This window comes from Rhodoferax bucti, from assembly GCF_005876985.1.
GTDB classification, from domain to species: domain Bacteria; phylum Pseudomonadota; class Gammaproteobacteria; order Burkholderiales; family Burkholderiaceae_C; genus Allorhodoferax; species Allorhodoferax bucti.
Map to the genome: position 1 here is coordinate 1,159,691 of NZ_VAHD01000001.1, position 25,217 is coordinate 1,184,907.

At 63.1% G+C, this 25,217-nt stretch carries 25 protein-coding genes; 19 read left to right on the top strand and 6 right to left on the bottom strand.

Annotation, left to right across the window (positions count from 1 at the left end; translation table 11 throughout):
• Positions 1-49: 49 nt before the first annotated feature.
• On the bottom strand, positions 50-700 hold the full coding sequence (locus FDM28_RS05585; protein ID WP_170211600.1) for an outer membrane beta-barrel protein: 651 nt from the start codon (positions 698-700) through the stop codon (positions 50-52).
• 169 nt (positions 701-869) lie between these two features.
• Here FDM28_RS05585 and FDM28_RS05590 point away from each other — a divergent pair, with 169 nt between their 5' ends.
• From FDM28_RS05590 to ubiA, 9 genes are all read left to right on the top strand, one after another.
• Complete coding sequence (locus tag FDM28_RS05590; protein ID WP_138513824.1) at positions 870-1,109, top strand: helix-turn-helix domain-containing protein; 240 nt, start codon at positions 870-872, stop codon at positions 1,107-1,109.
• A gap of 54 nt (positions 1,110-1,163) precedes the next feature.
• Positions 1,164-1,418: a type II toxin-antitoxin system Phd/YefM family antitoxin gene (locus FDM28_RS05595; protein ID WP_138513826.1), complete on the top strand. Its 255-nt coding sequence runs from the start codon at positions 1,164-1,166 to the stop codon at positions 1,416-1,418.
• Positions 1,411-1,683 (top strand): Txe/YoeB family addiction module toxin, encoded by a 273-nt coding sequence (locus FDM28_RS05600; protein ID WP_138513828.1) that lies wholly within the window; start codon positions 1,411-1,413, stop codon positions 1,681-1,683. The genes FDM28_RS05595 and FDM28_RS05600 overlap by 8 nt, the downstream gene beginning before the upstream one ends.
• Positions 1,683-3,809: an ATP-dependent DNA helicase RecG gene (gene recG, locus FDM28_RS05605; RefSeq protein WP_138513830.1), complete on the top strand. Its 2,127-nt coding sequence runs from the start codon at positions 1,683-1,685 to the stop codon at positions 3,807-3,809. The genes FDM28_RS05600 and recG overlap by 1 nt, the downstream gene beginning before the upstream one ends.
• An 18-nt stretch (positions 3,810-3,827) precedes the next feature.
• Positions 3,828-4,625 carry a substrate-binding periplasmic protein gene (locus FDM28_RS05610; protein WP_138513832.1) on the top strand — a complete coding sequence of 266 codons (798 nt, stop codon included), beginning with the start codon at positions 3,828-3,830 and terminating at the stop codon, positions 4,623-4,625.
• 26 nt (positions 4,626-4,651) lie between these two features.
• On the top strand, positions 4,652-5,605 hold the full coding sequence (locus tag FDM28_RS17610) for a hypothetical protein (RefSeq protein ID WP_170211604.1): 954 nt from the start codon (positions 4,652-4,654) through the stop codon (positions 5,603-5,605).
• A 4-nt stretch (positions 5,606-5,609) separates the two neighbouring features.
• Positions 5,610-6,500: a DMT family transporter gene (locus FDM28_RS05615; RefSeq protein ID WP_170211606.1), complete on the top strand. Its 891-nt coding sequence runs from the start codon at positions 5,610-5,612 to the stop codon at positions 6,498-6,500.
• A gap of 62 nt (positions 6,501-6,562) precedes the next feature.
• On the top strand, positions 6,563-7,534 hold the full coding sequence (locus FDM28_RS05620) for a LysR substrate-binding domain-containing protein (protein WP_138513836.1): 972 nt from the start codon (positions 6,563-6,565) through the stop codon (positions 7,532-7,534).
• Positions 7,535-7,601: 67 nt separating this feature from the next.
• Positions 7,602-8,471: a 4-hydroxybenzoate octaprenyltransferase gene (gene ubiA, locus FDM28_RS05625; protein ID WP_138513837.1), complete on the top strand. Its 870-nt coding sequence runs from the start codon at positions 7,602-7,604 to the stop codon at positions 8,469-8,471.
• A gap of 46 nt (positions 8,472-8,517) precedes the next feature.
• Here the strand turns inward: ubiA and FDM28_RS05630 are convergent, their stop codons facing one another.
• Positions 8,518-8,835 (bottom strand): PsiF family protein, encoded by a 318-nt coding sequence (locus FDM28_RS05630; protein WP_138513839.1) that lies wholly within the window; start codon positions 8,833-8,835, stop codon positions 8,518-8,520.
• Between the two features lie 148 nt (positions 8,836-8,983).
• Between FDM28_RS05630 and argS the strand changes: the two genes are divergently transcribed.
• The 9 genes from argS to FDM28_RS05675 all read left to right on the top strand — a co-directional run bounded on the left by argS (position 8,984) and on the right by FDM28_RS05675 (position 17,997).
• The gene (gene argS, locus FDM28_RS05635; RefSeq protein WP_138513841.1) at positions 8,984-10,681 is read left to right on the top strand and encodes an arginine--tRNA ligase; all 1,698 of its coding nucleotides are present in this window, start codon (positions 8,984-8,986) and stop codon (positions 10,679-10,681) included.
• A gap of 22 nt (positions 10,682-10,703) precedes the next feature.
• Positions 10,704-11,393: an SPOR domain-containing protein gene (locus FDM28_RS05640; protein ID WP_138513843.1), complete on the top strand. Its 690-nt coding sequence runs from the start codon at positions 10,704-10,706 to the stop codon at positions 11,391-11,393.
• Between the two features lie 74 nt (positions 11,394-11,467).
• Entirely contained in the window at positions 11,468-12,124 is a 657-nt protein-coding gene (locus FDM28_RS05645; RefSeq protein WP_138513845.1) for a thiol:disulfide interchange protein DsbA/DsbL, read from the top strand.
• A gap of 90 nt (positions 12,125-12,214) precedes the next feature.
• Positions 12,215-13,147: a DHH family phosphoesterase gene (locus FDM28_RS05650; protein WP_138513847.1), complete on the top strand. Its 933-nt coding sequence runs from the start codon at positions 12,215-12,217 to the stop codon at positions 13,145-13,147.
• A gap of 74 nt (positions 13,148-13,221) precedes the next feature.
• Positions 13,222-13,833: a lipopolysaccharide transport periplasmic protein LptA gene (gene lptA / locus FDM28_RS05655; protein WP_138513849.1), complete on the top strand. Its 612-nt coding sequence runs from the start codon at positions 13,222-13,224 to the stop codon at positions 13,831-13,833.
• A gap of 5 nt (positions 13,834-13,838) precedes the next feature.
• Positions 13,839-14,606: an LPS export ABC transporter ATP-binding protein gene (gene lptB, locus FDM28_RS05660; protein WP_138513851.1), complete on the top strand. Its 768-nt coding sequence runs from the start codon at positions 13,839-13,841 to the stop codon at positions 14,604-14,606.
• Positions 14,607-14,721: 115 nt separating this feature from the next.
• Positions 14,722-16,320 (top strand): RNA polymerase factor sigma-54, encoded by a 1,599-nt coding sequence (locus FDM28_RS05665; RefSeq protein WP_138513853.1) that lies wholly within the window; start codon positions 14,722-14,724, stop codon positions 16,318-16,320.
• Positions 16,317-17,588: a THUMP domain-containing class I SAM-dependent RNA methyltransferase gene (locus FDM28_RS05670; protein ID WP_138513855.1), complete on the top strand. Its 1,272-nt coding sequence runs from the start codon at positions 16,317-16,319 to the stop codon at positions 17,586-17,588. Before FDM28_RS05665 ends, FDM28_RS05670 begins: the two co-directional genes overlap by 4 nt.
• On the top strand, positions 17,581-17,997 hold the full coding sequence (locus tag FDM28_RS05675; protein ID WP_138513857.1) for a putative toxin-antitoxin system toxin component, PIN family: 417 nt from the start codon (positions 17,581-17,583) through the stop codon (positions 17,995-17,997). The genes FDM28_RS05670 and FDM28_RS05675 overlap by 8 nt, the downstream gene beginning before the upstream one ends.
• Before the next feature lie 12 nt (positions 17,998-18,009).
• Here the strand turns inward: FDM28_RS05675 and FDM28_RS05680 are convergent, their stop codons facing one another.
• Together FDM28_RS05680 and FDM28_RS05685 are read right to left on the bottom strand one after the other, a co-directional pair.
• On the bottom strand, positions 18,010-20,799 hold the full coding sequence (locus FDM28_RS05680; protein WP_206021914.1) for a sensor histidine kinase: 2,790 nt from the start codon (positions 20,797-20,799) through the stop codon (positions 18,010-18,012).
• Between the two features lie 115 nt (positions 20,800-20,914).
• Positions 20,915-22,543, bottom strand: a complete 1,629-nt coding sequence (locus FDM28_RS05685; RefSeq protein ID WP_138513861.1) for an FMN-binding glutamate synthase family protein — start codon at positions 22,541-22,543, stop codon at positions 20,915-20,917.
• Between the two features lie 66 nt (positions 22,544-22,609).
• Here FDM28_RS05685 and FDM28_RS05690 point away from each other — a divergent pair, with 66 nt between their 5' ends.
• On the top strand, positions 22,610-23,431 hold the full coding sequence (locus FDM28_RS05690) for a YecA/YgfB family protein (protein ID WP_138513863.1): 822 nt from the start codon (positions 22,610-22,612) through the stop codon (positions 23,429-23,431).
• A gap of 71 nt (positions 23,432-23,502) precedes the next feature.
• Here the strand turns inward: FDM28_RS05690 and FDM28_RS05695 are convergent, their stop codons facing one another.
• Positions 23,503-24,234: an SDR family NAD(P)-dependent oxidoreductase gene (locus FDM28_RS05695; protein WP_138513865.1), complete on the bottom strand. Its 732-nt coding sequence runs from the start codon at positions 24,232-24,234 to the stop codon at positions 23,503-23,505.
• Positions 24,227-25,138: an alpha/beta fold hydrolase gene (locus tag FDM28_RS05700; protein WP_138513867.1), complete on the bottom strand. Its 912-nt coding sequence runs from the start codon at positions 25,136-25,138 to the stop codon at positions 24,227-24,229. The genes FDM28_RS05695 and FDM28_RS05700 overlap by 8 nt, the downstream gene beginning before the upstream one ends.
• Between the last annotated feature and the right edge of the window lie 79 nt (positions 25,139-25,217).

Below are 25,217 nucleotides of genomic sequence, written 5' to 3' on the forward strand. Positions count from 1 at the left end.
AGCTCATTTCAAGGAGTCGATGCCCAGCTTGGTAACGGGTCTGGATGTGTCAGAACTTGCCGATGAGGCCAATGGTCCACAAATTGCTGTCGTTGCCACTGATGCCCGCAACGTTGTTGTAGCTTGTGTAGGCAATGCGGAAATCCAGTTTGTCATTGATTTTCCCGTCATAACCAAGCCCGATCAGACTGCCGGTGCCACTGGTGGTTGAGTTGCTCACGCCGGAGGAGCTTCCTGTAACGATACTTACGTCGGTTTGTATGCTCATGGAGTGTCCACCGACTCGCACGAAAACACCGTTGAAACCTGTCGACACATTGGGGCGAATAAGTGCGGAGTAGTCGAAGCCACTGATTTTTTGCGAGGCACTGCCGGAGTAGGCAACGGACGTACGGCTCACGCCAGAAAAGGTGGCATTGGCGGTGCCCGACATGACGTAGCCCAGCTCGGCGCCTACGTTTTCTGTGAGATTGATTCCGCCGAAGAATCGCCCTACGCTGATACCAGTGTCTTGGACGCTGCTAGCGGACCCGCCTACTGCGCTGACGAGTGCACTCGCCACGGACGTTTGGTCTTTGAACTTGACGGCACCATATTCGACGCCGAGATAGCCCTTGGCAGGCGCAGCGTCCTGCGCCATGGCGGAATGTGCAAGGAGAGTCGCTGCAAGTGCGACAACAGATGTAAAGCTGGTTTTCATGAAATGTTTGAAAAAGGGTTTGTGTGCTCGTGCCATCGTGAGGCCCGAATAGAGAAGAGACGGCCAGCTCTGCGGCCAAGGCGCGACTCTTAAAACGCATCCAACGTGCGTTGAATATATACGAATTAGTGTGTATGTGAATTAAGGCAAAGCATAGAAAGTGCCGAGCGTGGAAACGTCTCTGGCTCAATCTTTCGGCGCGTGCGTGCGAGCCTTGCGGCAGGAGCAGGGGTGGACGCAGGTGACGTTCAGTGAGCGCTGCGGCTTCTACCAGACGTACCTCAGCCGGATTGAAACCGGGCGCGCAAATCCCACGCTCAATGCCATGGAGGTGATCGCTGTTGCGTTGGGGATGGATGTGTTTGAGTTGTTTAAGCGAATCCGAGCATTCCGGGAGCAAGAGGCTTGAGTTGTCGATGCAAACTCTTTAGACTTGCACAATTTACAGCACAAGTCTCTAGCCATGCGAGTCGTCAATTTTTCAGATGCCCGTAACAGCCTCAAAGCGGTCATAGACCAAGTTACCGAAGACGCCGACTACACCGTGATCGCCCGCCGTGATGCACCGGACGCCGTGGTGATGTCGCTGGAGAGCTTCAATAGCTTGATGGAAACGGTGCATTTATTAAGGTCGCCGGCCAATGCTGCGCACTTAGCCAACTCCATTGCACAGTACCGTCAGGGACAAGTGTTGGAGCAGGGCTTGGCGGATGTCTGAGCCTCGCCTTGTGAAGTTGACCTGGACGATTGCCGCGTGGGCCGACTACGAGTGGTGGCAGGGGCAAGACAAAAAAACGCTGCGGCGTATCAATCAGCTGATTCAAGAGTGCTTACGCCACCCATTTGACGGTATCGGAAAACCCGAGCCCTTGCGGGAAAACCTGTCGGGTTTTTGGTCGCGTCGGATTGACCAAGAGCATCGCCTCGTATATCGGGCAGACGGTGAAAATTTGATCATCATTGCCTGTCGGTATCACTATTGATGAAGGCTTCAAAAAAAACGCCAGCCAAAGCACCTTTGAGCGAGAAGGCATCCGCCGCAGCCAAAGCCCTCGAAAAGCTGGGCTTGCGCCGGGACATCGATTTGGCCTTGCACCTGCCGCTGCGCTATGAAGACGAGACCCGCATCGTCAAACTGGCCGAGGTGCGCGACAACAGCCACCCGGTGCAGATTGAAGCCACGGTGACGCACCAGGAGGTCACCTACCGGCCACGCCGCCAACTCATCGTGACGGTGGACGACGGCACCGACACTTGCACCCTGCGCTTCTTCAGCTTTTACGGTTCTCAGCAAAAAGCCCTGGCCGTGGGCAACAAGGTGCGGGTGCGTGGCGAGGTCAAAGGCGGTTTTCTGGGCCGCACCATGCTGCACCCCAGCTTCAAAGCAGCGGGTGGCGACTTGCCCACCGCGCTCACACCGGTCTACCCCACGGTGGCCGGGCTGCCCCAGGCCTATCTGCGCAAAGCGGTGCTCTCGGGCCTGGTGCGGGCGGATTTGAGCGACACCTTCGCGCCGGGTGATCTGGACATCATTCGGCACGAAAACGGCCGCCAGCCCTTGTGGACGCTGCGCGACGCGCTACAGTTTTTGCACCACCCCACGCCCGATGTGTCGCTCGATACGTTGATGGACCACACCCACCCGGCTTGGCAGCGGCTCAAGGCCGAGGAGCTGTTGGCCCAGCAACTGAGCCAGCTGCAAAGCCGGCGCGAGCGGGCGGCGCTCAAGGCCCCGCAACTCAAAGCGGTGGAGGGCGGCACCCTGCACGCCCGCTTGCTGGCGGCGCTGCCCTTTGGCCTCACGAATGCGCAGCAGCGCGTCGGGGCCGAAATTGCCAAAGACATGGCGCGCCGCATTCCCATGCACCGCTTGCTGCAAGGCGATGTGGGTGCCGGCAAAACCGTGGTGGCGGCATTGGCCGCCGCCATTTGCATGGATGCGGGCTGGCAGTGCGCGCTGATGGCACCTACCGAGATATTGGCCGAGCAGCATTTCCGCAAATTGCTGGGCTGGCTGGAGCCCTTGGGCATCACTACTGCCTGGCTCACCGGCACCCAAAAGGCCAAAGAGCGTCGCGCCATGCTGGCCTTGATTGAGAGTGGTGAGGCCCAGTTGGTGGTGGGCACCCATGCCATCATCCAGGACAAGGTGAAGTTCAAAAACCTGGCCCTGGCCATCATCGACGAGCAGCACCGCTTCGGTGTGGCGCAGCGCCTGGCCTTGCGCAACAAGCTGCACCACGAGGACATGGAGCCTCATTTACTCATGATGACGGCGACGCCAATACCCAGAACGCTGGCCATGAGCTACTACGCGGACCTGGATGTCTCCACCCTGGACGAGCTGCCCCCCGGGCGCACCCCCATCGTTACCAAGGTGGTGAACGATGCGCGGCGCGACGAGGTGATTGAGCGCATCCGTGCCCAGATCAGTCAAGGCCGGCAGGTGTACTGGGTATGTCCGCTGATTGAAGAAAGCGAGGCGCTGGACCTGACCAACGCCACCCAGACCCACGCCGATCTGGCCGAGGCGCTGCAAGGCGCTACCCGGGCCGATGGCCAGCCGGTGCTGATCGGGCTGCTGCACTCGCGCATGCATGTGGATGACAAAAAGGCGGTCATGGGCGCCTTCACGGCCGGGCTGATGTCGGTGCTGGTGAGCACCACCGTGATTGAAGTGGGCGTGGATGTGCCCAACGCCTCGCTGATGGTGATTGAGCATGCCGAGCGCTTTGGCCTCAGCCAGCTGCACCAGCTGCGCGGGCGGGTGGGGCGGGGCGCGGCAGCTTCCGCCTGCGTGCTGCTGTATTCCACGGGCGATGCCCCGCGCTTGGGCGAAGCGGCTCGGGAGCGCCTCAAGGCCATGGCCGAGACCAACGACGGGTTTGAGATCGCCCGGCGCGACCTCGAGATTCGCGGCCCCGGTGAATTTCTGGGGGCCCGCCAAAGCGGCGAGGCCATGCTGCGCTTTGCGGACTTGCAAACCGATACCGAGCTGCTGGAGTGGGCCAAGGCCGAGGCCCCCATGCTGCTGGACACCTACCCCCACCTGGCAGCCAAGCATGTGGCGCGCTGGCTGGGCGGGCGGGCAGAATATCTCAAGGCGTGAACTAACAAGGGAGTGCAAATGACCAGGATCTGGCGTGTACGACTGTGTGTGTGCTTGTGGATGGGGTTGTCGGTGGCCCAGGCCGCGTGTGTCAAAACGGCGCGCTGGTTTGAAGACGGGGTGTACTCCTACCGGGGTGCAGATGGGCAGCCCACCGGACTCTATGTGGAGCTGCTGCGGGACGCGATGCGCCGCATGGATTGCACCGTGCAGTGGATGGAGTTGCCCTGGGCGCGCGGCTTGGCGGAGCTGGAAGGCGGGCAACTCGACATCCTGCCCGGAGCCCGCAAAACGGTGGAGCGCGAACGCTTCGCCTATTTCTCCCGCCCAGTGAACCGCTCGCCCAATGTGCTGTTCATGAGCGCGGCGGCCAACCAGCGCTACAAATTCAACAAGCTCGCAGACATGGTGGGCACGGAATTTCGCTTGGGCATACAAGTCGGCGTCGCCTACGGAGCGGAGTACGACGAGCTGATCAAGAACCCCGACTTTGTCGCCCGCACCCAGCCGCTGACGGTGCGGCGCAACGCCTGGGGCATGCTGCAAATGGGTCGACTGGATGGGCTGATTGCCGATGAAGTGACCGCTTGGGGTGAGCTGGAGAGCTTGGGCCTGAGCAAGGCCGTGGTACGTACCAAAGTGGTGACGTCGGATGAGCCCGGCCAATACGCCTTGAGCAAACGCACCAACACCCCGGAGTTCGTGGCGGGGTTGGACAAGGCGCTCAACGCGATGCTGGCCGATGGCAGCTACAAGCGCATCCGTGAACGCTTTGTGCCTTGCACCACCTTGGTGGAAACACAAGGCTGCCGGTAAGCCGCCCTGCCGATTAACATCACCGCATGAACGGACACATGGATTGGTTGTGGTGGAGCCTGGGCTTGCTTTTTGTAGCGGCGGTCGCGATGTATTTGTACGCCGAGCTGCAGGCCTACTGGACGCGCACCGCTGTGCTCAAAACCCCCAGCGGCCACCGCTTTCAGGCCCACGGCTGGAGTGTGGACATGATGCGCAAGACCGGCAAGGTCCGCGTGAAGGCCCGCCACGCGCACTACAGCCAGCAGGCCCACGGCGACCAGCCGGCCCTGGACAAATCCGGCGCCCTAGACGTGACCTTTGACGCCCTAGGCCTGCGCATCGAAGCCAGCCGCATGGTGCGGGTGGCGGCCAACCCCAAGCCGGGGCAGGACGCCCAGGTGCCCACCGGCTCGTACAGCATTGCCTTTAATGGCACCGAAGAGCAGGCCGCACTGCGCTTGGACCATGTGCCCGCCAAGGTGGCGGAGCCGTTTGCCACCTTTGCCAAGCAGATTCAGGTGTGGGTGGAGCGGTTGGAGCAGCAGCGTGCGGCAAAGCAGGAAGCAGAAGCCGCGGCGCAGCGAGAGGCCGAAGAGGCCGCCGCAAAGCGCGAAGCCGCCAAGATCAAAGGCAAAGTCGCCGCCATGACGCCGGACGAACAAGTCGCCCTCTGGCGCAAAACCGCCGGCTTCACCGGTGGCAGCAGTGAAATCGGCCTGGATGGCAAGGGCGGCATCGAATGGTTTGTGGACCTGGACGCGACCGGCCGCATCACCCTGCACTCCAACCGGCGCACGGCGCACACCACCTTGCGGGGCGCCGTTGTCACCTCGCTGGGGGGCGAGTTGGAAGTCACGGTGCATGACGTCGAGGGCAGTGGGGACACGCTGTCCTTCCAAATCCTCAAAGGCATGCCGCCGGAGGTGCGCCGCGCCTGGAAGGAGCGGCTCGAAATCTTGCGGGACAGCTTGCGCAGCGCTACTTTGCCGGCCGTCTGAGCGCATGGGGTTCGCATGGGTATCCCGTTGGCGTGGGTTGCATGGCAACACCCGTGGCGTGCTGTTGGTGATGCTCGCCATGGGGTGCTGGTCGGTGCTCGATGCCTGCAACAAGCAACTCATGGCGCAAGGCCTGGCGCCCCAGCAGGTCTTGTTTTTGCAGGCCTCTGTGGTGCTGGCCTTGTGGGCGCCGGTGTGGCTGGCCACACGGGGGCGGGTGCTGCATAGCCGGCGGCCTTGGCTGCACCTGCTGAGGGCCTGTTTCATCGTGACCTCGGCCTGGTGTGCCGCGTATGCGGTGTCGCACCTGCCGCTGGCGGATGCCAGCGCTTTGCTGATGGCGGGCTCGCTCTTCATGTTGCCCTTGGGCGTGCTGCTGCTGGGCGAGCGGCCGCACTGGTTGCGCTGGAGTGGCGTGGGGGTGGGCTTTGGGGGCGTGTTGGTGATTTTGCAGCCCGGTGCCGAGGCGTTTCAGCCCGCCGCGCTGGTGGCCTTGTTCGGGGCGCTGATGGAGGCGTCGCTGGGCGTGGTACTTAAAAAGTACTCGGGTACCGAGCACCCGATTGCGGTGCTCACCTGGAGCCAGGTGGCGTGTTGGTGCACCTTCGGCGCGCTGTCGGGCTTTGCGTTGCCGGTGGTGCCCGCCAATCTGTGGCCCTTGCTGCCGGTGGTAGCGGTGGCGGCCTCGGGCATTTATCTGGGGTACTTTTTTGCCTACCGGGCGGGTGATGCCTCGGCGGTGGAGGCGGGCAGCTTCTCGCTGCTGCTGTTCAGCCCGGCGCTGGGCGCCCTATTTTTTGCCGAGCAGCCCGATACCGCGTTCTGGCTGGGCGCGGGGTTGCTGGTGTGCGGCATTGCCCTGGTCATCATTGAGCCCAAAGGCCACGCGCGCTGACGTGGCTCATTGATTCACGCTATCGACCGTGGCATCATGGTTGATAAACAAGGAGGCTCTAGATGACGCTCACCGAACTCAAATACATCGTCGCCGTGGCCCGCGAGCGCCACTTTGGCAAGGCGGCAGATGCCTGCTTTGTCTCGCAGCCCACCCTGTCGGTGGCGGTGAAAAAGCTCGAAGAGGAGCTGGACGTCAAGCTCTTCGAGCGCAGTGCCAACGAGGTGGCAGTGACCCCGCTGGGCGAGGAAATCGTGCGCCAGGCGCAAAGCGTGCTGGAGCAGGCGGCCAACATCAAGGACATTGCCAAGCGCGGCAAGGACCCGCTGGCCGGCCCCATCAAGCTGGGCGTGATCTACACCATCGCCCCCTACTTGCTGCCCGCGCTGGTGCGCCAGGTAATTACCAAGAGCCCGCAAATGCCGCTGGTGTTGCAGGAGAACTTCACCGTCAAGCTGCTGGAAATGCTGCGCACCGGCGAGATCGACTGCGCCATCCTGGCCGAGCCTTTTCCGGATACCGGCCTGGCGCTGGCACCGCTGTACGACGAGCCTTTTTACGCCGCGGTTCCCTCCGGCCATGCGCTGGCCAGCCTGGAGTTTGTGACCGCGCAGCAACTCAAAAGCGAAACCATGCTGCTGCTCGGCAACGGCCACTGCTTCCGCGACCATGTGCTGGAGGTGTGCCCCGAGTTCGCCCGCTTCTCCAGCGATGCCGAGGGCATCCGCAAGAGCTTTGAGGGTTCGTCGCTGGAAACCATCAAACACATGGTGGCCGCCGGCATGGGCATCACCCTGGTGCCGCGCCTGAGCGTGCCCAAAGAGGCGCTGGAGCCCAAAAAGCGGGGCGCGGAAGAGAGTTTTGTGAAATACCTGCCGGTTCAGGACACCAAGGCGGATGGCAGCAGCCTGCCCCCGCCCACCCGCCGCGTGGTGCTGGCTTGGCGCCGTAGCTTCACCCGGTACGAGGCGATTGCCGCGCTGCGCAACGCCATTTACAGCTGCGAGTTGCCGGGTGTGGCCCGGCTCTCGTAATTTATGAGTCAAAAGTGCCGCTAGCGCCCGTATAGATTGCGCGAGCAGCTATTTATTTCATAGCAATATGTCTTCTGTGTTCTCCACCAAACTCCGCCTGTATTTGGATCTGATCCGCTGGAACCGGCCTGCCGGTTGGCTCTTGCTCTTGTGGCCCAGCCTGTCGGCGCTGTGGCTGGCGGCGGGGGGCTTTCCGGGCTGGCATCTGATCGTGGTGTTTACCGTGGGCACTATCCTCATGCGCAGTGCCGGTTGCTGCGTCAACGACGTGGCCGACCGCGAGTTTGACAAGCACGTCAAGCGCACCGCCCAGCGGCCGGTGACCAGCGGGCGCATCTCCACCCGCGAGGCGCTGCTGGTGGGGGCGGTGCTGGCCCTGGCGGCCTTTGGGTTAGTGCTCACTACCAACAGCGTCACCATCGCCTGGTCGTTTGCTGCGCTCGCCGTGGCGCTGGTGTACCCGTATGCCAAGCGCTATGTGTCCATGCCGCAGGCGGTGTTGGGGGTGGCGTTCAGCTTTGGCATTCCCATGGCGTATGCCGCCGTGCGGGCCGATATTCCGTGGCAGGCGTGGGCGTTGTTGGTCGGCAACCTGTTCTGGGTGCTGGCTTACGACACCGAGTACGCCATGGTGGACCGGGACGACGACCTGCGCATCGGCATGAAAACCTCCGCCATCACCCTGGGCCGGTACGACGTGCCAGCGGTGCTGGCGTTTTATGTGCTCTACCTGCTTATTTGGACGGGGCTGGTGCTGCCCGCTGCGCTAAACTCGTGGGCTTGGTGGCTGGGGATGGCGGTGGCAGCGGCCCAAGTAGTGTGGCACGGGACCTTGATCAAAGACCGCACCCGCGAAGGCTGCTTCAAGGCCTTCCGCCTCAATCATTGGGTGGGATTTGCGGTGTTTGTGGGCGTGGTACTGGCGGTGGGGCCATAAAAAAACCCGGCCAAGGGCCGGGTCGTTTGCGGGGTGCTTTGGGCGCTTATTTGGCGCTCAGGCACTCGCTCATGAACTTTTTACGCTCGTCGCCCTTGAGCTCTTTGGTCTTGGCGTCGGCGTTGCAGGTTTTCATCTTGCTTTGCTGGGCGGTTTTGCCGTCTGCGGGGGCTTCGGCTTTAGCGCTCAGGCATTCGCTCATGAATTTTTTGCGCTCGTCGCCCTTCATCTCTTTGGTCTTGGCGTCGGCGTTACAGGTTTTCATTTTGTTTTGCTGGGCGGTGGGTGCCTTTTCGTCCGCAGCGTGCGCGCCGCCCACGGCCAGTGCCAAACCCAAGGCCAAGAAAGAAATCAAGTGTTTCATGTGTAGTCCTGTCTAGTGAAGTTGGCAGACGCGCTGCCGTTGCAGAAATCCCCCGGGGGAGGGAACATCAGCATACAACGCCCCTGTGACGGCTCGCGCTGACAAAGTCACACAAATGCGTGTTTTCCGTGGCCCGTAAAATCCGCAGATGCTTACCGTCAAACACGATCTTCTGCAGGCGCTGGCCGCCTGCCTCGAAACACTTTCCCCCGGCGCCGGCCCCAAGGCGGCGTTTGAATCTCCCAAAGTGGCCGCGCATGGCGACTTCGCCACCACGGCCGCCATGCAGTTGGCCAAGCCGCTGAAGATGAATCCGCGCCAGTTGGCCGAGACCCTGCGTACCGAATTGCTCGCCACACCCGTGTACCAGCAGTGGGTGCAGGACATTGAAATCGCCGGCCCCGGCTTTATCAACATCCGCCTCAAGCCTGCCGCCAAGCAGGAAGTGGTGCGCGAGGTGCTGGGCCAAGGCGCGCGCTTTGGCTACCAGGCAGAGAGCGGCAAGCCGGTGTTGGTGGAGTTTGTATCAGCCAACCCCACCGGCCCCTTGCACGTGGGTCACGGCCGCCAGGCCGCGCTGGGGGATGCCATTTGCAACCTGTTTGCCACCCAGGGCTACAAGGTGCACCGCGAGTTTTATTACAACGATGCAGGCGTGCAGATCGACACGCTTACCAAGAGCACGCAACTGCGCGCCAAGGGCTTCAAGCCCGGCGACGACTGCTGGCCCACCGACAGCGACAACCCGCTGGCCAAAAACTTCTACAACGGCGACTACATTGCCGACATTGCCGAGGCCTTCAAGGCCAAGGCTTCCATCAAGGCCGATGACCGCGAGTTCACTGCCAATGGCGATGTGGACGACTACGACAACATCCGCCAGTTCGCGGTGGCCTACCTGCGCAACGAGCAAGATAAAGATCTGCAAGCCTTTAACCTGCACTTCGACCAGTACTACCTGGAATCCAGCCTCTACACCAGTGGCCGTGTAGATGCTGCGGTGAACAAGCTGGTTGCCAACGGCAAGACCTACGAGCAGGATGGTGCGCTGTGGCTCAAGAGCACCGACTATGGCGACGACAAAGACCGCGTCATGCGCAAGCAGGACGGCACGTACACCTACTTCGTGCCCGATGTGGCCTACCACATTGCCAAGTGGGAGCGTGGTTTCAGCAAAGTGGTCAATATCCAGGGCACCGACCACCACGGCACCATCGCCCGCGTGCGCGCTGGCTTGCAGGCGGCCGATGTGGGCATTCCCCAGGGCTACCCCGACTACGTGCTGCACACCATGGTGCGCGTGGTGCGTGGGGGTGAAGAGGTCAAGATCAGCAAACGCGCCGGCAGCTATGTGACGTTGCGCGACCTGATCGAGTGGACCAGCAAGGACGCCGTGCGTTTCTTCCTGCTGAGCCGCAAGCCCGATACCGAGTACACCTTCGATGTGGACTTGGCCGTGCAGAAGAACAATGACAACCCCGTTTACTACGTGCAGTACGCCCACGCGCGCATCTGCTCGGTGTTGGCGAGCTGGGGTGGCGATGTGGCGGCACTCCGAGGCGTGGACTTGTCTGCGTTGGAGAGCCCGCAGGCGCAGTCGCTCATGTTGCTTCTGGCCAAGTTCCCCGAAATGTTGACGGCCGCTACCGAGGGCGAAGCCCCGCACGACGTGACCTTCTACCTGCGCGAACTGGCGGCCAGCTACCACAGCTACTACGATGCCGAGCGCATTCTGGTGGATGACGAAGCCGTCAAACTGGCGCGTCTGGCGCTGGTCGCGGCCACGGCGCAGGTGCTGCACAATGGCTTGGCAGTGCTGGGCGTGAGCGCTCCGCAAAAAATGTAATTCCCTCAAAAGAGAGCAAGGCATGAAGTTTGAACGTGGCGGAACCCTGGTCGGGTTCATCGTAGGCGTGGTGGTAGGCTTGAGTGCGGCCCTGGCGGTGGCGATTTACGTCACCAAAGTGCCGGTGCCTTTCATGAACAAGAGCCAGAGCCGCAGCGCCGATCAGGACGCCGCCGAAGCCCAGAAAAACAAAAACTGGGACCCGAATGCCTTGCTGTATGGCAAGAACCCGGCCCCGGCAGCGCCGATTGCCTCGGTGCCTGCGGGCTCCGCGTCCGGTGCCAAGGCCAGTGGCAAAGTGGACACCAAAGCCGATGCCAAACCCGAGGTGAAGGCGGACGCCAAGCCTGACGCGAAGACAGATCCCAAAGCCGATGCAAAGGCAGACACTAAAGCGGCCAAGGCCGATGGCAAAGCCTCTGCAGACCCCTTGGGCGATCTGGCCAAGGCGAAAGCGGGTGGCCCGGATGGTGATGTGTTCTCTTACTGGGTGCAGGTCGGTTCCTTTCGCACCGCCGAAGACGCCGAGAGCCAGCGCGCCAAACTCTCGCTGAGCGGCATAGAAACCAAAATCTCCGAGCGCGAGCTGTCGGGTAAGCCGGTGTTCCGGGTACGTGTCGGCCCGTTTGACAAAAAAGAAGACGCCGACAAAGCCAAAGACAAGCTGGACAAGTCCGGCCTGGAAACCGCCTTGGTGCGGGTGCAGCGCTGAAGCGCATCCGCCCTGCTACTGGAACTTTTGGGGCTGCAGCCAGTCCCACCCCCGAACTTAGGAGTCTTATGGATATGAAACGTCGTGCATTCACCCAGGTGGCTACTGGTGCTGCGTTGGCCGCCTCTGCGGCCTGGAGCCCCCTGGCCCACGCCCAGGCCAAAAAGCCGCAAGCCGGCACCGACTACCTGCCTTTGGACCCGCGTGCGCCTACCGAGGCGGCCGCCGGCAAGATCGAAGTAGTGGAGTTCTTTTGGTACAACTGCCCGCACTGCAACGCGTTTGAGCCCACCCTGCAGGGCTGGATCAAATCGCTGCCCAAGGATGTGTCGTTCCGCCGTGCGCCCGTCGCTTTTCAAGAGAGCTTTGTGCCGCAGCAGCGCCTCTACTACACCTTGGAAGCCATGGGCCTGGTTGAGAAATTGCACGCCAAAGTGTTTGCTGCCATCCATGCGGAGAAGCAAAACCTCGCGAAGCCCGAAGGCATCGTGGAGTGGGTGGCGCAGCAGGGCGTGGACAAAGACAAGTTTGTGGCGCAGTACAACTCTTTCACCGTAGCCACCAAGGCCAGCAAAGCGGCCCAACTGCAAAACGCCTACAAGGTGGAAGGCGTGCCCGCACTGGGCGTAGCCGGCCGCTTCTACACTGACGGCTCCATGGCCGGCAACATGCAGCGTGCATTGCAGGTGGTGGAGTCGCTGATCGCCGACGTGCGCGGCGGCCGCGCATAAGCCGGTCGCGATAGTGCCCGCGAGCCCCGCGGGCGCAAAACGGCGGGGCTAGAATGAATTTCCTTATCTTTGCGTCAAGGGGTTCGTTCTATGTCGAGTCAGAAGTTCCGTCTGGTCACCCGCAGCGATTTTGATGGCCTCGTCTGCGCCGTGCTGCTCAATGAGCTGGATTTGATCGACGAGATCAAGTTCGTTCACCCCAAAGACATGCAAGACGGCAAGGTGGAGGTGTCCGACCGCGACATCACCACCAACCTGCCCTATGTGCCCGGCGTGCACCTCGCGTTTGACCACCACGAGTCAGAGACGGTGCGCAACACCGGCGAGCGCGCCAACCACATCATCCTGCCCCATGCCGACTCTGCTGCCCGCGTGGTGTTTGACCACTACGGTGGTGCCAGCCGCTTCCCGGCACGCTTCAACGACATGATGGACGCCGTGGATAAGGGCGATTCGGCCCGCTTCAGCCATGACGAAATCATGAACCCCACCGGCTGGGTGCTGCTGAACTATCTGATGGATTCACGCACCGGCCTGGGCCGCTTCCGCGAGTTCCGCGTCAGCAATTACCAGTTGATGATGGATTTGATCCAGTACTGCCGCAACCACGGCATTGATGAAATCCTGCAACTGCCCGACGTGGTGGAGCGCGTAGAGCTGTACTTTGAGCACGCTGAAAAAGCCAAGGAGCAATTGCTGCGCTGCTCCACCGTGCATGGCAACTTGCTGGTGCTGGACCTGCGCAACGAAGACACCATTTACGCGGTCAACCGTTTCATGGTCTATGCGCTGTTCCCGCAGACCAATATCTCCATCCACGTGCTGTGGGGTCTGCAAAAGCAGAACACGGTGTTTGCCACCGGCAAGTCCATCACCAACCGCAGCTCTAAAACCAATATTGGTGAGCTGATGCTGGCCTACGGCGGCGGTGGCCATGCCAATGCCGGCACCTGCCAGGTGGAGAACGACCGTGCGGCCGAAGTGCTGCAAGCCCTGATCCGCCAAATTAACGCCAACGGTTGAGCAGCGCAAGGGCATTCAACACCAAGCGCTCGGTACAATGCACCGAGCGCTTTTAGAGCAAGTTTCGTGCCCTTATGAAAAAAATACTTTTCTCCCTGTCGGTATTGCTGGCCTTGGCTGGCGTCGCCGGAGGCGTGCGGGCTGAAAAAGCCGACCGCAACAAACCCATGAATGTCGAGTCGGATGCGCTGCGCTACGACGACGTCAAGCAGGTCAGCATCTTTACCGGCAATGTGGTGCTCACCAAAGGCACCATCCTGATCCGGGGAGCGCAAATCGAGGTGCGCCAGGACCCCGAGGGCTACCAATTCGGTCTGGTGACCGGTGCGCCCGGTCAGCAAGCCTTTTTCCGCCAGAAGCGGGACAACCTGGACGAATACATCGAGGGCGAAGGCGACACCATTGAGTACGACGGCAAGGCCGATACGGTGCGCTTCATCAAAAAAGCCCAAATGCGCCGCTTGCGTGGTGCCACCTTGGCGGACGAGACCACGGGCGCGGTCATCCTCTACGAAAACCTGACCGACCGCTTCACGGTGGATGGCGCGCCCAAAACCGCGACCGCACCGGCCGGCCGCGTCCGGGCCATGCTGACGCCCAAGCCGGAGCCGGTGGCTGCCAACGCCACGCCCGCACCCGGTGCCGCGCTCAAAATGAGCCCCCAGGCTGAGAAAGCGGGCCAGTGAGCGATATGCCAACGGAGACCCCGGACACCTCCGCCGGGCGGCTGGAGGCGCACCACCTGCAGAAGTACTACGGCAAGCGCCAGGTCGTGAAAGACGTGTCGCTGGCGGTGCGCACCGGCGAGGTCGTGGGTTTGCTGGGCCCCAACGGGGCGGGCAAAACGACGTCGTTCTACATGATCGTGGGCTTGCTGCGCGCCAGCGCGGGTGACATCACCATCGACGGCCAGAGCATTGAGCACATGCCCATCCACCGCCGTGCGCGCCTTGGGCTGGGCTACCTGCCGCAGGAGGCGTCCATCTTCCGCAAGCTCAATGTGGAAGACAACGTGCGCGCGGTGCTGGAGCTGCAGCGCGACGACGCCGGCGCACCGCTTAAGCCTGACGAAATCGAGCGCCGCCTCACCGATTTGTTGCAGGAGCTGCGCGTGGAGCACCTGCGCGAGTCGCCGTCCCTGGCGCTTTCGGGGGGCGAGCGGCGCCGGGTGGAGATTGCCCGCGCCTTGGCGACGCGCCCGCGCTTCATCCTGCTGGATGAGCCGTTTGCCGGTATCGACCCGATTGCGGTGATCGAGATCCAGCGCATCATCAACTTCCTGAAGGCCCGTGGCATCGGGGTGCTGATCACCGACCACAACGTGCGCGAAACCCTGGGCATTTGCGACCACGCTTACATCATCAGCGACGGGCATGTGCTGGCGCAGGGCACACCGTCGGACATCGTGAACAACCCCGATGTCCGCCGCGTGTACCTGGGCGAACATTTCAAAATGTGACTATGACCCCCACGCTCCACCGCTGTGCGGGTCGCTGCCCCCCGAGGGGGCGAATTTGCCTTGGGGCGGCCCGGCGGCAAATTGCCCTTCTCTCCGATAACAGGCTCGCTTTGGCATGAAGCAAGGGCTGTCTTTACGCGTCTCGCAGCACCTAGCGCTCACGCCGCAGCTGCAGCAGTCCATCCGCTTGCTTCAACTCTCCACGCTGGAACTCAGCCAGGAGGTGGAGCAGATGCTGGACGAAAACCCGTTTCTGGAACTCACCGAAGAGCGTGCCGAGCGCGAAGACTTCGGCCTGGAGGCGGTAGATGCCCCGGTGAGCGAGGGGGATCGTCTATCGGAAGAAGGTGATTTTGCTCCTAATTCCATAGCTGACTATGCAAGCAGTACGAGCGCTAGCAGCACAAATGATGAGGAATCCACGCCGCTGTCCAGCAGCGACGAGCCCAACTGGGAAGGTGATGGCACCACCGAGATGACCCCGGACGACGGGGAGTGGGGCGTGGACGCCAAGGCCAAAACCAACAACATCGATGAGGACGACCAGAAAGACGCCACTGAGCTGGCCCGCTCGGGTGAGTCCTTGCAGGCGTACTTGCACCGCCAGGCCGCCGGGCTGCGCCTGAGTGCCGAGGACGCCGCCGCACTGCGCTTCCTGATCGAATCCCTCAACGACGATGGCTACCTCGAAGAGCCGCTGGCCGAGCTGGCCCAGAGCCTGCACCCGGCGGATGAAGAGCAGTTGCATGACTTGGTGCACCACTTCACCGTGGCGCGCGGGTTGTTGCACAGCCTGGAGCCGGTGGGTGTGGGCGCTCGGGACCTGGGCGAATGCCTGCGCCTGCAGCTGCAAGCCTTGCTGAAGACCGCAGATGAAGACGGCGAGTGGGACCGTATCGAGGCCTTGCAAGTGGCGCTGGCTATTTGCCAGCAGCCTATGGAGCTGCTGGCCCGCCGTGACATCAAGCGCCTGGTGCAAGCCGGTGTGGGCAGTGACGCTCTGGTGCGCGAGGCGATTGCGCTGATCGGCCGCTTGGAGCCCAAGCCGGGCCGCCGCTTTGTGGATGTGGAGCGCAACATCGTGGTGCCCGACGTGCTGGTGGTGCCCATCGGCAAGGTGGGCGGCATGCCGAAATTCAGGGTGCAGCTCAACCCGGATGTGATGCCCCGCCTCAAGGTGCACGACATTTACGCCAACGTGCTGCGCAACCACAAAGCCAGTTCCAGTCATGCCGGTTTGCAGCAGCGCCTGCAGGAGGCGCGCTGGTTCATCAAAAACATTCAGCAACGGTTTGACACCATCTTGCGCGTGAGCACGGCGATTGTGGACCGGCAGAAAAACTTCTTCACCCACGGTGAGCTGGCCATGCGCCCGCTGGTGCTGCGCGAAATCGCCGACGAGCTGGGCCTGCACGAATCCACCATCAGCCGGGTGACGACGGCCAAGTACATGGCCACGCCGTTTGGCACCTTTGAGCTGAAATACTTCTTCGGCTCCGGCCTGGGTACCGAGTCGGGGGGCAATGCCTCCAGCACCGCGGTGCGCGCGCTCATCAAGCAGTTCATCGCCTCCGAGAGCCCCAAAAAGCCCTTGAGCGACAACCAGATTTCCGACATGCTCAAAGAGCAGGGCATTGAATGCGCCCGGCGCACCGTGGCCAAATACCGCGAGGGCCTCAAGATCGCCCCCGCCTCACTCCGCAAAGCGCTATGAACCAATTGACTCTTTTTCTCCCCTGCGCCGCTGGCGTGGAGGAATACCTGGCGCCGGAGATCTTGCAGATCACCGGCTTGCCACCCGGCTGCATCACCAAGCAACGCGGTGGCGTGGCGGTGCGCACCGGGTTTACGCATGCGATGTTGCTCAACCTGTACAGCCGTTTGGCCCAGCGCGTGCTGGTGCTGGTGTCGTACACCGAGTACCGCAATGAGCAGGACCTGTACCGCGCCGCCATGCAAGTAGCGTGGGAGCGCTGGTTCACCCCACGCGAGAGCATCAAGGTTGAGGTGACGGCCCAGCACAGTCCGCTGACCTCGTTGAACTTTGCCGCCCTCAAGGTGAAGGATGCCGTGTGCGACCGCTTCCGCGAAGTCGCCAACGGCGTGCGTCCCGATGTGAACACCCAGTGGCCCGATGTGCGCATTTACGCCCACCTGACCACCGACGCCTGCTCGCTCTATATCGACACGTCCGGCGAGCCCCTGTTCAAGCGCGGTTGGCGCGAAGACAAGGGCGACGCGCCGCTGAAGGAAACGCTGGCCGCCGCCATGATTGCCGCCAGCGGCTGGGCCTCGGGCGATGACGATTTGTTGCCTCTGTACGACTCCTGCTGCGGCAGCGGCACCGTGGCCATCGAGGCTGCGCAGATTGCCTGCAACATTGCCGCCGGATCGCTGCGCCGGTTTGCGTTTGAGAAGTACAAGCCCTTCCGTTCCGAGGAATGGGCTGCTATGAAGCAAGAAGCGGCTGACGCTGTGGTGAAGCCGGAGCCAGGCCAAAAAGCCTTGATTTACGGCAGCGATGTTTCGCACCGCATGGTCGACTTTGCGCAGCGCAACGCCCAGCGCGCCGGTGTGGCGGATGTGATTGAGTTCCGTGGCGGCGATGCCTTGCAGCGTATGCCCCCGATTGATGTGAGCGAGACCGGTGGTGGCGTGATGGTGATCAACCCGCCCTACGGCGAGCGTATCGGTATCGGCGGGGTGGCCGGCGAGGGCGAGGGGGCCCGCTTCGGCGCCCGTGAATTGGCGGAAACCGATGACGGTGTGGACTTTTTCAACCAGCTGGCCAGCCACTGGAAGAAGAATTACAGCGGCTGGACCGCCTGGATGCTCACCCCCGACCTCAAGCTGCCGGGCAAGATGCGCCTCAAAGAGTCGCGCCGCGTGCCCATGTGGAACGGGCCGCTGGAGTGCCGCTTGTTCAAGTTCGACATGGTCAAGGGCCGCCTGGCCAAACCTGCCGCTGAAGCGAATGACTGAGCAGGTGCCCGGCATCGTGCTGGACACCAACATCGTGCTCGATGTGTTGGTGTTCCAGGACCCGCTCACCCAGCCACTGCGGGACGCTTTGCAGGCGGGGCAGCTCCGTTGGATCGCCACCCCCGCAATGCGTGACGAACTGGAGCGTGTGTTGGCTTACCCGCAAATCGCCAAACGCCTGGCCTTTTACCAGCTCACGCCCGACGCCGTGTTGGCGGCCCGCGATGCCTGGGTGCACACGGTGGAGGTGGCGCCCAAGGCGCCCATCAGCTGCAAAGACCCGGATGACCAGCGTTTTATCGACCTGGCCGTGGCCCAGCGCTGCTTGGTGCTGAGCAAAGACCACGCCGTGCTTTGCATGGCAAAAAGACTTCTAGCGCTCGGTGCGTCTGCGCGAGCAGCTATGTAATTGATAGCGCCTTCAGGGCGCTTGCACCGTGGCCGGCGCCACGCGGGGCAGGTCCAGGGCAATCCGGGTACCGTGCCCTTCTTCGCTGTGGACGGTGATGCTGCCGGCCAACACGTTGTGCACCAGGTTGTAGACGATGTACATGCCCAGCCCGCTGCCGCCCCGCCCGAGTTTGGTGGTGTAGAAGGGCTCAAAAATATGCGGCAGGCTGGCGGCGGGAATGCCGCAGCCGTTGTCCTCGTAGTGGAGTTGCACCCGCTCGTCCCGCGATGAGGCGCGGATGGTGATGTGCCCCGCCTCCCGGCCATCAAAGCCGTGGTGCACCGAGTTAGTTAAAAAGTTGGTCAGCACCTGCTCCAGCGGGCCGGGGTAGCTGTCCAGCACCAGGCCGTCTTCAATGTCCAGGTCGATCTGCACGCCCCGCCCTTTGAAAACGGGTTGCGTGGTGTGCAGCACCTCTTCCACCATGGCCTGCAAGTTGAATTGGCGGCGCCGGGTGCTGCTCTGGTCGACGGCGATTTCCTTGAAATCATTGATGAGCTTGGCGGCGCGGGTGGCATTGCGTTCGATCAGCAAGCTGGCCTCCAGCAGACGCTTGGCGCCTTTCTCCACATCCGAGCGGCGGGCGGCGCCGGAGAGCAGCTTCTCGCTGAACGAAGCCGTTTCTTCCGTCAGTGTCGAGGCCACTGCCATCACGTTGCCGATGGGGGTGTTGAGCTCGTGGGCCACACCGGCCACCAGGCTGCCCAGCGCCGCCAGTTTTTCGCTTTGCACCAGCTGGCCCATGGCGCGCTGCAGTTCCTGGTTGCGGGCTTCCACACGGGCCTCGAGCTCGCGGTTGAGGTCTTCCAGGTTGGTCTGGATGCGCTTGAGCTGGGTCACGTCGATCAGGGTCTCAATCGCTCCGGTGATGCGCCCGCTGGCATCCCGCAAGGGGGCGGCGCAGTAGCGGCCCCACATGCCCCGGGATTGGTCCATGCTGGTGAAATAGTCTTCCCCTTCCAGCGCGCCGGGTACCACCGCGCTGCGGCGCAAGCGGCCGGGGTAGTAGCGCTCCAGGTCTTCAGCACTTGCGCCGTCTACCAGCACATCGAGCAGGCAGGGGCGGGGCGTGGAGTAAATGCCCCTCCAGCTGTCCTTGGTGCCCACCACTTCTTCGGCGGGGACGCCGGTCAGCCGGGTCATCTGGGGGTTCCAGAAGGTTACGCGGTGCTCGGCGTCAATCGCGAACACGGCAATCGGCAGGTTCTCGTAAATCTGCCGGATGCGGTATTCCATGTCGCGGGCGAGCTGCTCCGCCAGCTTGCGGTCGCTGATGTCGCGCACGGTGGACAGGGTGCAGGTGCGCCCGGCAATTTCCACCCGCATCATGGAGATTTCGGACCAGAAGGTGCTGCCGTCCTTGCGGCGCTGGTGCCACTCAAAGCCGTGGTACCCATTCTCGAGAACGGTGGCCATGCGCTCCTGGACCAGCTCCGGGCTCAACTGGTTGTCCGGCGCGCTGAGGTCCTGGATGCTGATCTGCCGCGCCTCTTCCGGGGTGTAGCCGAACAGGGTTTGAAAGCGCGGGTTGATCTCCAGCAGCTCGCCGGTCAGGGCGTCCCGCACGGCCATGGCGTCGGGACTGTGGTCAAACAGCTCCCGGTACTTCCGCTCGCTTTCGCGCACGGCACGGCTAGAGACCTTGCGGCTGTGCATGCCGAACAGCAGTAGGCCGATGATGACCAACAAGCTGCCAAACAGCGCCAGCAGCCACGCCATGTGGGGGCGCAGGCCATCAAAGGGCTCGGGGGGCAGGTTCAGGATGGTTGCATCCGCCGGGAGGCGCTGGACGTCCATGCCCCAGCGCTGCATTTGTGCAAAGTCGAAGGTGGCGTGGCTGCGGCTGGACTCCAGGGGCAAGGGGGACGCGATGATGCCGCTCATCAGCAAGCGCGCCATGCGCCCCACGCTTTCGCCTTGTTCACGCCCCGACACCAGAAAGCCCCCCAGAATGCCCGGCCGCATGGCGACATCGCGTGTCACGGTGACCGGGGCCAGGGAGGCGTCTGCCCATAGCTCGGCCGCCTCTTCGTGGGTGAACACGGTGCCACGCGCATCGCGGTTGAAGGGCAGGGCAAACACGAGGTCCTTGTTGTCCAGCAGACCCAGGCGCCCCTGGATGGCTTCGGCAGACAGGTTGGTGAGGTACTCCACCTGCAGCTTCGGCATGCGTTGCAGCACCTCCCGCACGGTCGCCACCTGGGCCAAACTCGTGCGGCTCTGGTCATGGATGACGACCAGCTTGCGGGTGTTGGGTAGCGCCTGCAATGTGAGCGTGAGGCTGTCGGCCACGTCGATGTCGTCAAACACACCGCCGATGTTGTCTTCCTGTTCCAGGGCCTTGCGCCGGCTGATGGCCACCCCGGAAAACAGGATGGGCATCCGCTTGAAGTATTTCTGGCGCAGCCGCAGGGCCAGGTCGAGCGCATCGTCATCCGCCACCAGAATCACCGCCGGAGGCAGTGCGCCTATTTTGGTGAGCAGCAAGGCTTCCATCTGCCCGTAGTAGCGCTCGCTGGGAGCGACCCGCTTGGTGTCCAGAAACTCCAGCTGCAGGTCGATGGGGGGCTGCATGCCATCCAGCTCCGCGCGCACACCGGCGATTTGAGCGTCACTCCAGGCCATGCCGGGGTGGTAAGAGGCGAGCATCAACACCCGCGTTGTCTCGGCAGCCGTGCCGGCCCGGGGCAGCAGGCTGGCCAGCAGTAGCAGTCCTTGCAGGAGCAGAAGAAAGATGGAGCGGCGCAAAAACCGTGTCATGTGCACGCGTGGAGTCCCTGGGGTGCCGTCGGCAAACTGGCGTATTGGTGGTGTTGGCGCCAAATGTACTTGCGCCAGCAGGGGGCTACAACGGGTGTTTCCCGCAGGCAGCGCCCTAGTCAAATGCCAGCGCAAAACTGTGCGCCTGCGCACGGGGCCAGGCATGCCGGTAGATGAGCGGCAGGGTGGCCATGTCGGCGTTCAGCAAGGCCCCGTTGGGCAACTGGGTGAGCATCAGCTGCGCCAGGGAGTGCACCTTGTTGTCGCCCGAGCGACGTACGATGTGGTGGGTCGTGATGTCGTTGGGGTGCTGCACCCCCACGGCTTGCACCATCTCCTTGAGGGCAAACAGGGTTTGCTGGTGGAAGTGGTACACGCGGTCGGCCTTGTCGGGCACCACCAGGCTTTGCTGGCGCACCGGGTCCTGGGTGGTCACGCCGGTGGGGCAGTGGCCGGTGTGGCAGTGCTGGGCCTGGATGCAGCCCAGCGCAAACATGAAGCCGCGCGCGCTGTTGCACCAGTCGGCCCCCAGCGCCATGAGGCGGGCAATGTCAAAGGCGCTCACCACCTTTCCGGCCACACCGATCTTGATGCGCTCGCGCAAGCCCGCGCCGCGCAGGGTGTTGTGCACCAGCAGCAAGCCCTCTTGCACCGGGGCGCCCACGTGGTCGGTGAACTCCAGCGGGGCGGCACCCGTGCCGCCCTCGGCCCCGTCCACCACGATGAAGTCAGGGGTGATGCCGGTCTCCAGCATGGCCTTCACCATGGCAAACCATTCCCACGGGTGGCCGATGCACAGCTTCATGCCGGTGGGCTTGCCCCCCGAGAGCTCGCGCAGGCGGGCAATGAACTGCATCATCTCAATCGGCGTGGAAAACGCACTGTGGGCGGCGGGCGAGATGCAGTCCACACCCACCGGCACACCACGCGCCTCGGCAATTTCGGGGGTGACCTTGGGGCCGGGGAGCATGCCACCGTGGCCGGGTTTGGCGCCCTGGCTGAGCTTGAGCTCAATCATCTTGACCTGGGGCTCGCGGGCGTTGGCGGCAAACTTGTCGGGGTTGAAGCTGCCATCGTCGTTGCGGCAGCCGAAGTAGCCCGAGGCCACCTCCCAGATCAGGTCGCCGCCGTGCACGCGGTGGTGCACGGAGATGGAGCCCTCGCCGGTATCGTGCGCAAAGTTGCCGCGTTTGGCGCCCTGGTTGAGAGCGAGGATGGCGTTGGCACTCAAGGCCCCGAAGCTCATGGCCGAGATGTTGAACACGCTGGCCGAGTAGGGCTGGGCCGTGTGCTCGCCAATGGTCACCCGAAAGTCGTGCGAGCCGATTTTGGTGGGTGCTACTGAGTGGTTGACCCATTCGTAGCCCTCGGCATGCACATCGAGCTGGGTGCCGAAGGGGCGCTTGTCCGGCTCGCCCTTGGCGCGCTGGTACACCAGCGAGCGCTGGGCGCGGGAGAAGGGGGTGGCCTCGTTGTCTGCCTCAATGAAGTACTGGCGGATTTCCGGCCGGATGAACTCCAGGATAAAGCGCAGGTGCCCGATGATGGGGTAGTTGCGCAGGATCGAGCGTTTGGTTTGCCGCAGGTCGTACACGCCTAGGGCCACGAGCAGGGCGGACAGCACAAACGCGCCCCCCCCCACCCCGAGCGCCAGCAAGCTGAATACGCTCAGCAGCAGGGCAAAAATGCTGAGGCCCAACACGGTGTACCGGATGGGAAAGATGGCGTTGAGCGCATTGAGCATGTCGGAAGACTCCTTCGGAGAGACAATACCAGCCTGCCTCCCCCATTTGCACAGTCTGCACAGTTTATGACCACCACATTACCGAATGACGCGTCTGCCGACGCCTCCGAGACCCCCGAGCACACCCTGAGCCCCCAGGAGTTCGACGAAATCGACACCATCCTCGACGACCTGCGCACCCGCCACGACGAGATTCCGCAGTGGGAGTTCTGCGAAGGCTTCATGGCGGCGCTGGTCGTTTGCCGTCGCCCGATTGCACCGCAGGAATACTTCCCGGTGCTGCTGGACATGGAGCTGCCCGCGCCCGGCGAGGCCGGTGGCTTTGCGGATGCCGCGCAAGCCGCGCGCTTCATGGAGCTCTGGACCCGCCGCTGGGACGACGTGGTGCGCGGCCTGGCCGTGGAGATCAAAGGCCTGGATGACGAAAACGCCTACCACCCTGAGGTGATGGACGTGCGCGGCGCCGTCGCCGGCTTGCCCGAAGCCGACCGCGCCGCCATGGAGGGTGAAGACCTGCCGTCCTTCGGGCAGGTGTGGGCGCTGGGCTTCATGTTTGCAGTGGAAACCTGGCCGGAAGAATGGGCCGCTCCGCGCGACAAAGAAGCCGAAAAGTGGCTGGACGCGGCCCTGCAATCCATCGTCGCGCTGACCGAAGACGACACCGACGAGCCGACCATCGCCGTGTTCGATGACAACGGCCCGCCCAGCGTGAGCCAGCAGCGGATCAATGACTTTTCAGATGCTGTGTGGGCGGTGTACGACCTGCGCGAACTCTGGCGCAACTTCGGCCCCCGTGTGGAAACCGTGCGCAAAGAAGCCGAGCCCGGCCGCAACGACCCTTGCCACTGCGGCAGCGGTAAAAAGTTCAAAAAATGCCACGGCGCGTGATCACGCCCGCCTAGACATCCACCAAGCCCGCTGCCCGCGGGCTTTGTTTTATGTGCCGGGGCTCGGGATTGTCACCACGGCAGCGGGCTGCCATCGTGGTTGAAAAAGCCGCCACTGTCCGCGGCCGTCAAGCCCTCCAGCACCGCCAGCAGGCGCAGAGCGGCTTGCTCGGGCGTGCGCACCTCCAGCCCGGTTTTGGCGAAGGGGGTGGAAAGGCCGGTGTCCACCGTGCCGGGGTGCAGCGCAATGCACACGGCCTGCGGGTGCTTGCGGCGCAGCTCGATGGCGGCGGTGTGCACCAGCTGGTTGAGCGCGGCTTTGCTGGCGCGGTAGCTGTACCAGCCGCCCAGGCGGTTGTCGCCAATGCTGCCCACTTTGGCCGACAGCGTGACAAATACGCTTTTGCCCTCGCGGGGCAGCAGCGGCAGCAGGTGCTTCATGAGCAGGGCCGGGCCGATAGCGTTCACGGCAAAGCTGTGCGCCATGTGCGCGGGGTCCAGCTGCTGCCAGCTTTTCTCGGGGCTCCAGGTGCTGTTGTGCAGAAAACCCGTAGCGTCCATCACCAAGCGCAGTGCCAAGCCGTGGGCTTGCACGTTCTGTGCACAGGCCTGAATACTCTGCTCATCCAGCAGGTCCAGCGTCGGGGTATTGCTGCGGCTCAGGCCCACGACCTTGGCAAACAGGCCGCTGGCTTCGAGCGCGTGCAGCAGCGCAGCGCCGATGCCGCCGCTGGCGCCCACCACCACTGCGAGTCCGCCAGGGGGAAGGCTAGGCAGCGTGGCTTGCAGGGCTGCGTTATCCATGAAAAAACTCCCGCAGGTGCTGCGCGGTCAACTCTGGCAGCTCTTCGGGGATGAAGTGCCCGGCCGGCAGGGCGACCCCGCGCACGGTGGCGCTGCATTGCGCTTGCCACAGCGCCAGCGGGTTAAACAGCTGCTGCACCACGCCGCGCTCGCCCCACAGCACCAGGGTGTCGCAGGCAATGCGGCCGGCACCGTCGGGCAGGGCGCGGCTCACCCGGTCGTGCTCCAGGTCGATGCCTGCACTCGCCCGGTAGTCCTCGCACATGCTGTGCACCGTGCCGGGCAGCAGAAAGCAGCGCTCGTACTCGGCCAGCGCTTCGGGCTCGATGAAGCCGGTGCCGCTGCCGCCCCAGCCGCCCAGCTTGGTGTGCAGGTAGGGCAGGGGCGCGCCGAGAATCATGGTTTCCGGCAAGGGTGTGGGCTGGATCAGGTGGAACCAGTGGTAGTAGGCACGGGCGTAGGCAAAGTCGGTGGCGGCATACATGTCCAGCGTGGGAGCGATGTCGATCACGCACAGGCGGCTTACCCGCTCGCGGTGGTCCACCGCCAGCCGGTGGGCGACACGCCCGCCCCGGTCGTGCCCGCACACGCCGAATTGCGCCACGCCCAGGGCGTCCATGAGCGCCACCATGTCGGCGGCCAGGGTGCGTTTGCTGTAGTTGCTGTGGTCGGCCAGGCCCGCGGGTTTGCTGGAATCTCCGTATCCGCGCAGGTCGGGCATGACCAGGTAGAAGTCGTGCTGCAGTTGCCGGGCCACCCGGTGCCACAGCACATGGGTTTGCGGAAAGCCGTGCAGCAGCAAGAGCGCTGACCGCGTGCCTTGCGGGTGGGTGGGCACCCGTGCGTGGATGCGCACGCCATTGACCTCGAACGTGCGCTGCTCAAATCCGTCAAACCAGGCCATGGGGGCTCCTGCAGTGGTGAGAGGGCTTGAGCGTATCCTGTTTGTAAAGCAGGTGCTGTCGCGCCGGCATGGGCCCTGC

Bases quoted from the DNA above. Each gene is read 5' to 3' on its own strand.
- FDM28_RS05675 (WP_138513857.1), top strand. From the start codon at position 17,581: ATGACTGAGCAGGTGCCCGGCATCGTGCTGGACACCAACATCGTGCTC.
- FDM28_RS05620 (WP_138513836.1), top strand. From the start codon at position 6,563: ATGACGCTCACCGAACTCAAATACATCGTCGCCGTGGCCCGCGAGCGC.
- FDM28_RS05695 (WP_138513865.1), bottom strand. From the start codon at position 24,234: ATGGATAACGCAGCCCTGCAAGCCACGCTGCCTAGCCTTCCCCCTGGC.
- FDM28_RS05665 (WP_138513853.1), top strand. From the start codon at position 14,722: ATGAAGCAAGGGCTGTCTTTACGCGTCTCGCAGCACCTAGCGCTCACG.
- FDM28_RS05640 (WP_138513843.1), top strand. From the start codon at position 10,704: ATGAAGTTTGAACGTGGCGGAACCCTGGTCGGGTTCATCGTAGGCGTG.
- FDM28_RS05685 (WP_138513861.1), bottom strand. From the start codon at position 22,543: ATGCTCAATGCGCTCAACGCCATCTTTCCCATCCGGTACACCGTGTTG.
- FDM28_RS05690 (WP_138513863.1), top strand. From the start codon at position 22,610: ATGACCACCACATTACCGAATGACGCGTCTGCCGACGCCTCCGAGACC.
- FDM28_RS05595 (WP_138513826.1), top strand. From the start codon at position 1,164: ATGCGAGTCGTCAATTTTTCAGATGCCCGTAACAGCCTCAAAGCGGTC.
- FDM28_RS05600 (WP_138513828.1), top strand. From the start codon at position 1,411: ATGTCTGAGCCTCGCCTTGTGAAGTTGACCTGGACGATTGCCGCGTGG.
- FDM28_RS05645 (WP_138513845.1), top strand. From the start codon at position 11,468: ATGAAACGTCGTGCATTCACCCAGGTGGCTACTGGTGCTGCGTTGGCC.
- FDM28_RS05630 (WP_138513839.1), bottom strand. From the start codon at position 8,835: ATGAAACACTTGATTTCTTTCTTGGCCTTGGGTTTGGCACTGGCCGTG.
- FDM28_RS05585 (WP_170211600.1), bottom strand. From the start codon at position 700: ATGAAAACCAGCTTTACATCTGTTGTCGCACTTGCAGCGACTCTCCTT.
- FDM28_RS05615 (WP_170211606.1), top strand. From the start codon at position 5,610: ATGGGGTTCGCATGGGTATCCCGTTGGCGTGGGTTGCATGGCAACACC.
- FDM28_RS05650 (WP_138513847.1), top strand. From the start codon at position 12,215: ATGTCGAGTCAGAAGTTCCGTCTGGTCACCCGCAGCGATTTTGATGGC.
- argS (WP_138513841.1), top strand. From the start codon at position 8,984: ATGCTTACCGTCAAACACGATCTTCTGCAGGCGCTGGCCGCCTGCCTC.
- FDM28_RS05680 (WP_206021914.1), bottom strand. From the start codon at position 20,799: ATGACACGGTTTTTGCGCCGCTCCATCTTTCTTCTGCTCCTGCAAGGA.
- FDM28_RS05670 (WP_138513855.1), top strand. From the start codon at position 16,317: ATGAACCAATTGACTCTTTTTCTCCCCTGCGCCGCTGGCGTGGAGGAA.
- lptB (WP_138513851.1), top strand. From the start codon at position 13,839: ATGCCAACGGAGACCCCGGACACCTCCGCCGGGCGGCTGGAGGCGCAC.
- FDM28_RS17610 (WP_170211604.1), top strand. From the start codon at position 4,652: ATGAACGGACACATGGATTGGTTGTGGTGGAGCCTGGGCTTGCTTTTT.
- FDM28_RS05610 (WP_138513832.1), top strand. From the start codon at position 3,828: ATGACCAGGATCTGGCGTGTACGACTGTGTGTGTGCTTGTGGATGGGG.
- FDM28_RS05700 (WP_138513867.1), bottom strand. From the start codon at position 25,138: ATGGCCTGGTTTGACGGATTTGAGCAGCGCACGTTCGAGGTCAATGGC.
- ubiA (WP_138513837.1), top strand. From the start codon at position 7,602: ATGTCTTCTGTGTTCTCCACCAAACTCCGCCTGTATTTGGATCTGATC.
- lptA (WP_138513849.1), top strand. From the start codon at position 13,222: ATGAAAAAAATACTTTTCTCCCTGTCGGTATTGCTGGCCTTGGCTGGC.
- recG (WP_138513830.1), top strand. From the start codon at position 1,683: ATGAAGGCTTCAAAAAAAACGCCAGCCAAAGCACCTTTGAGCGAGAAG.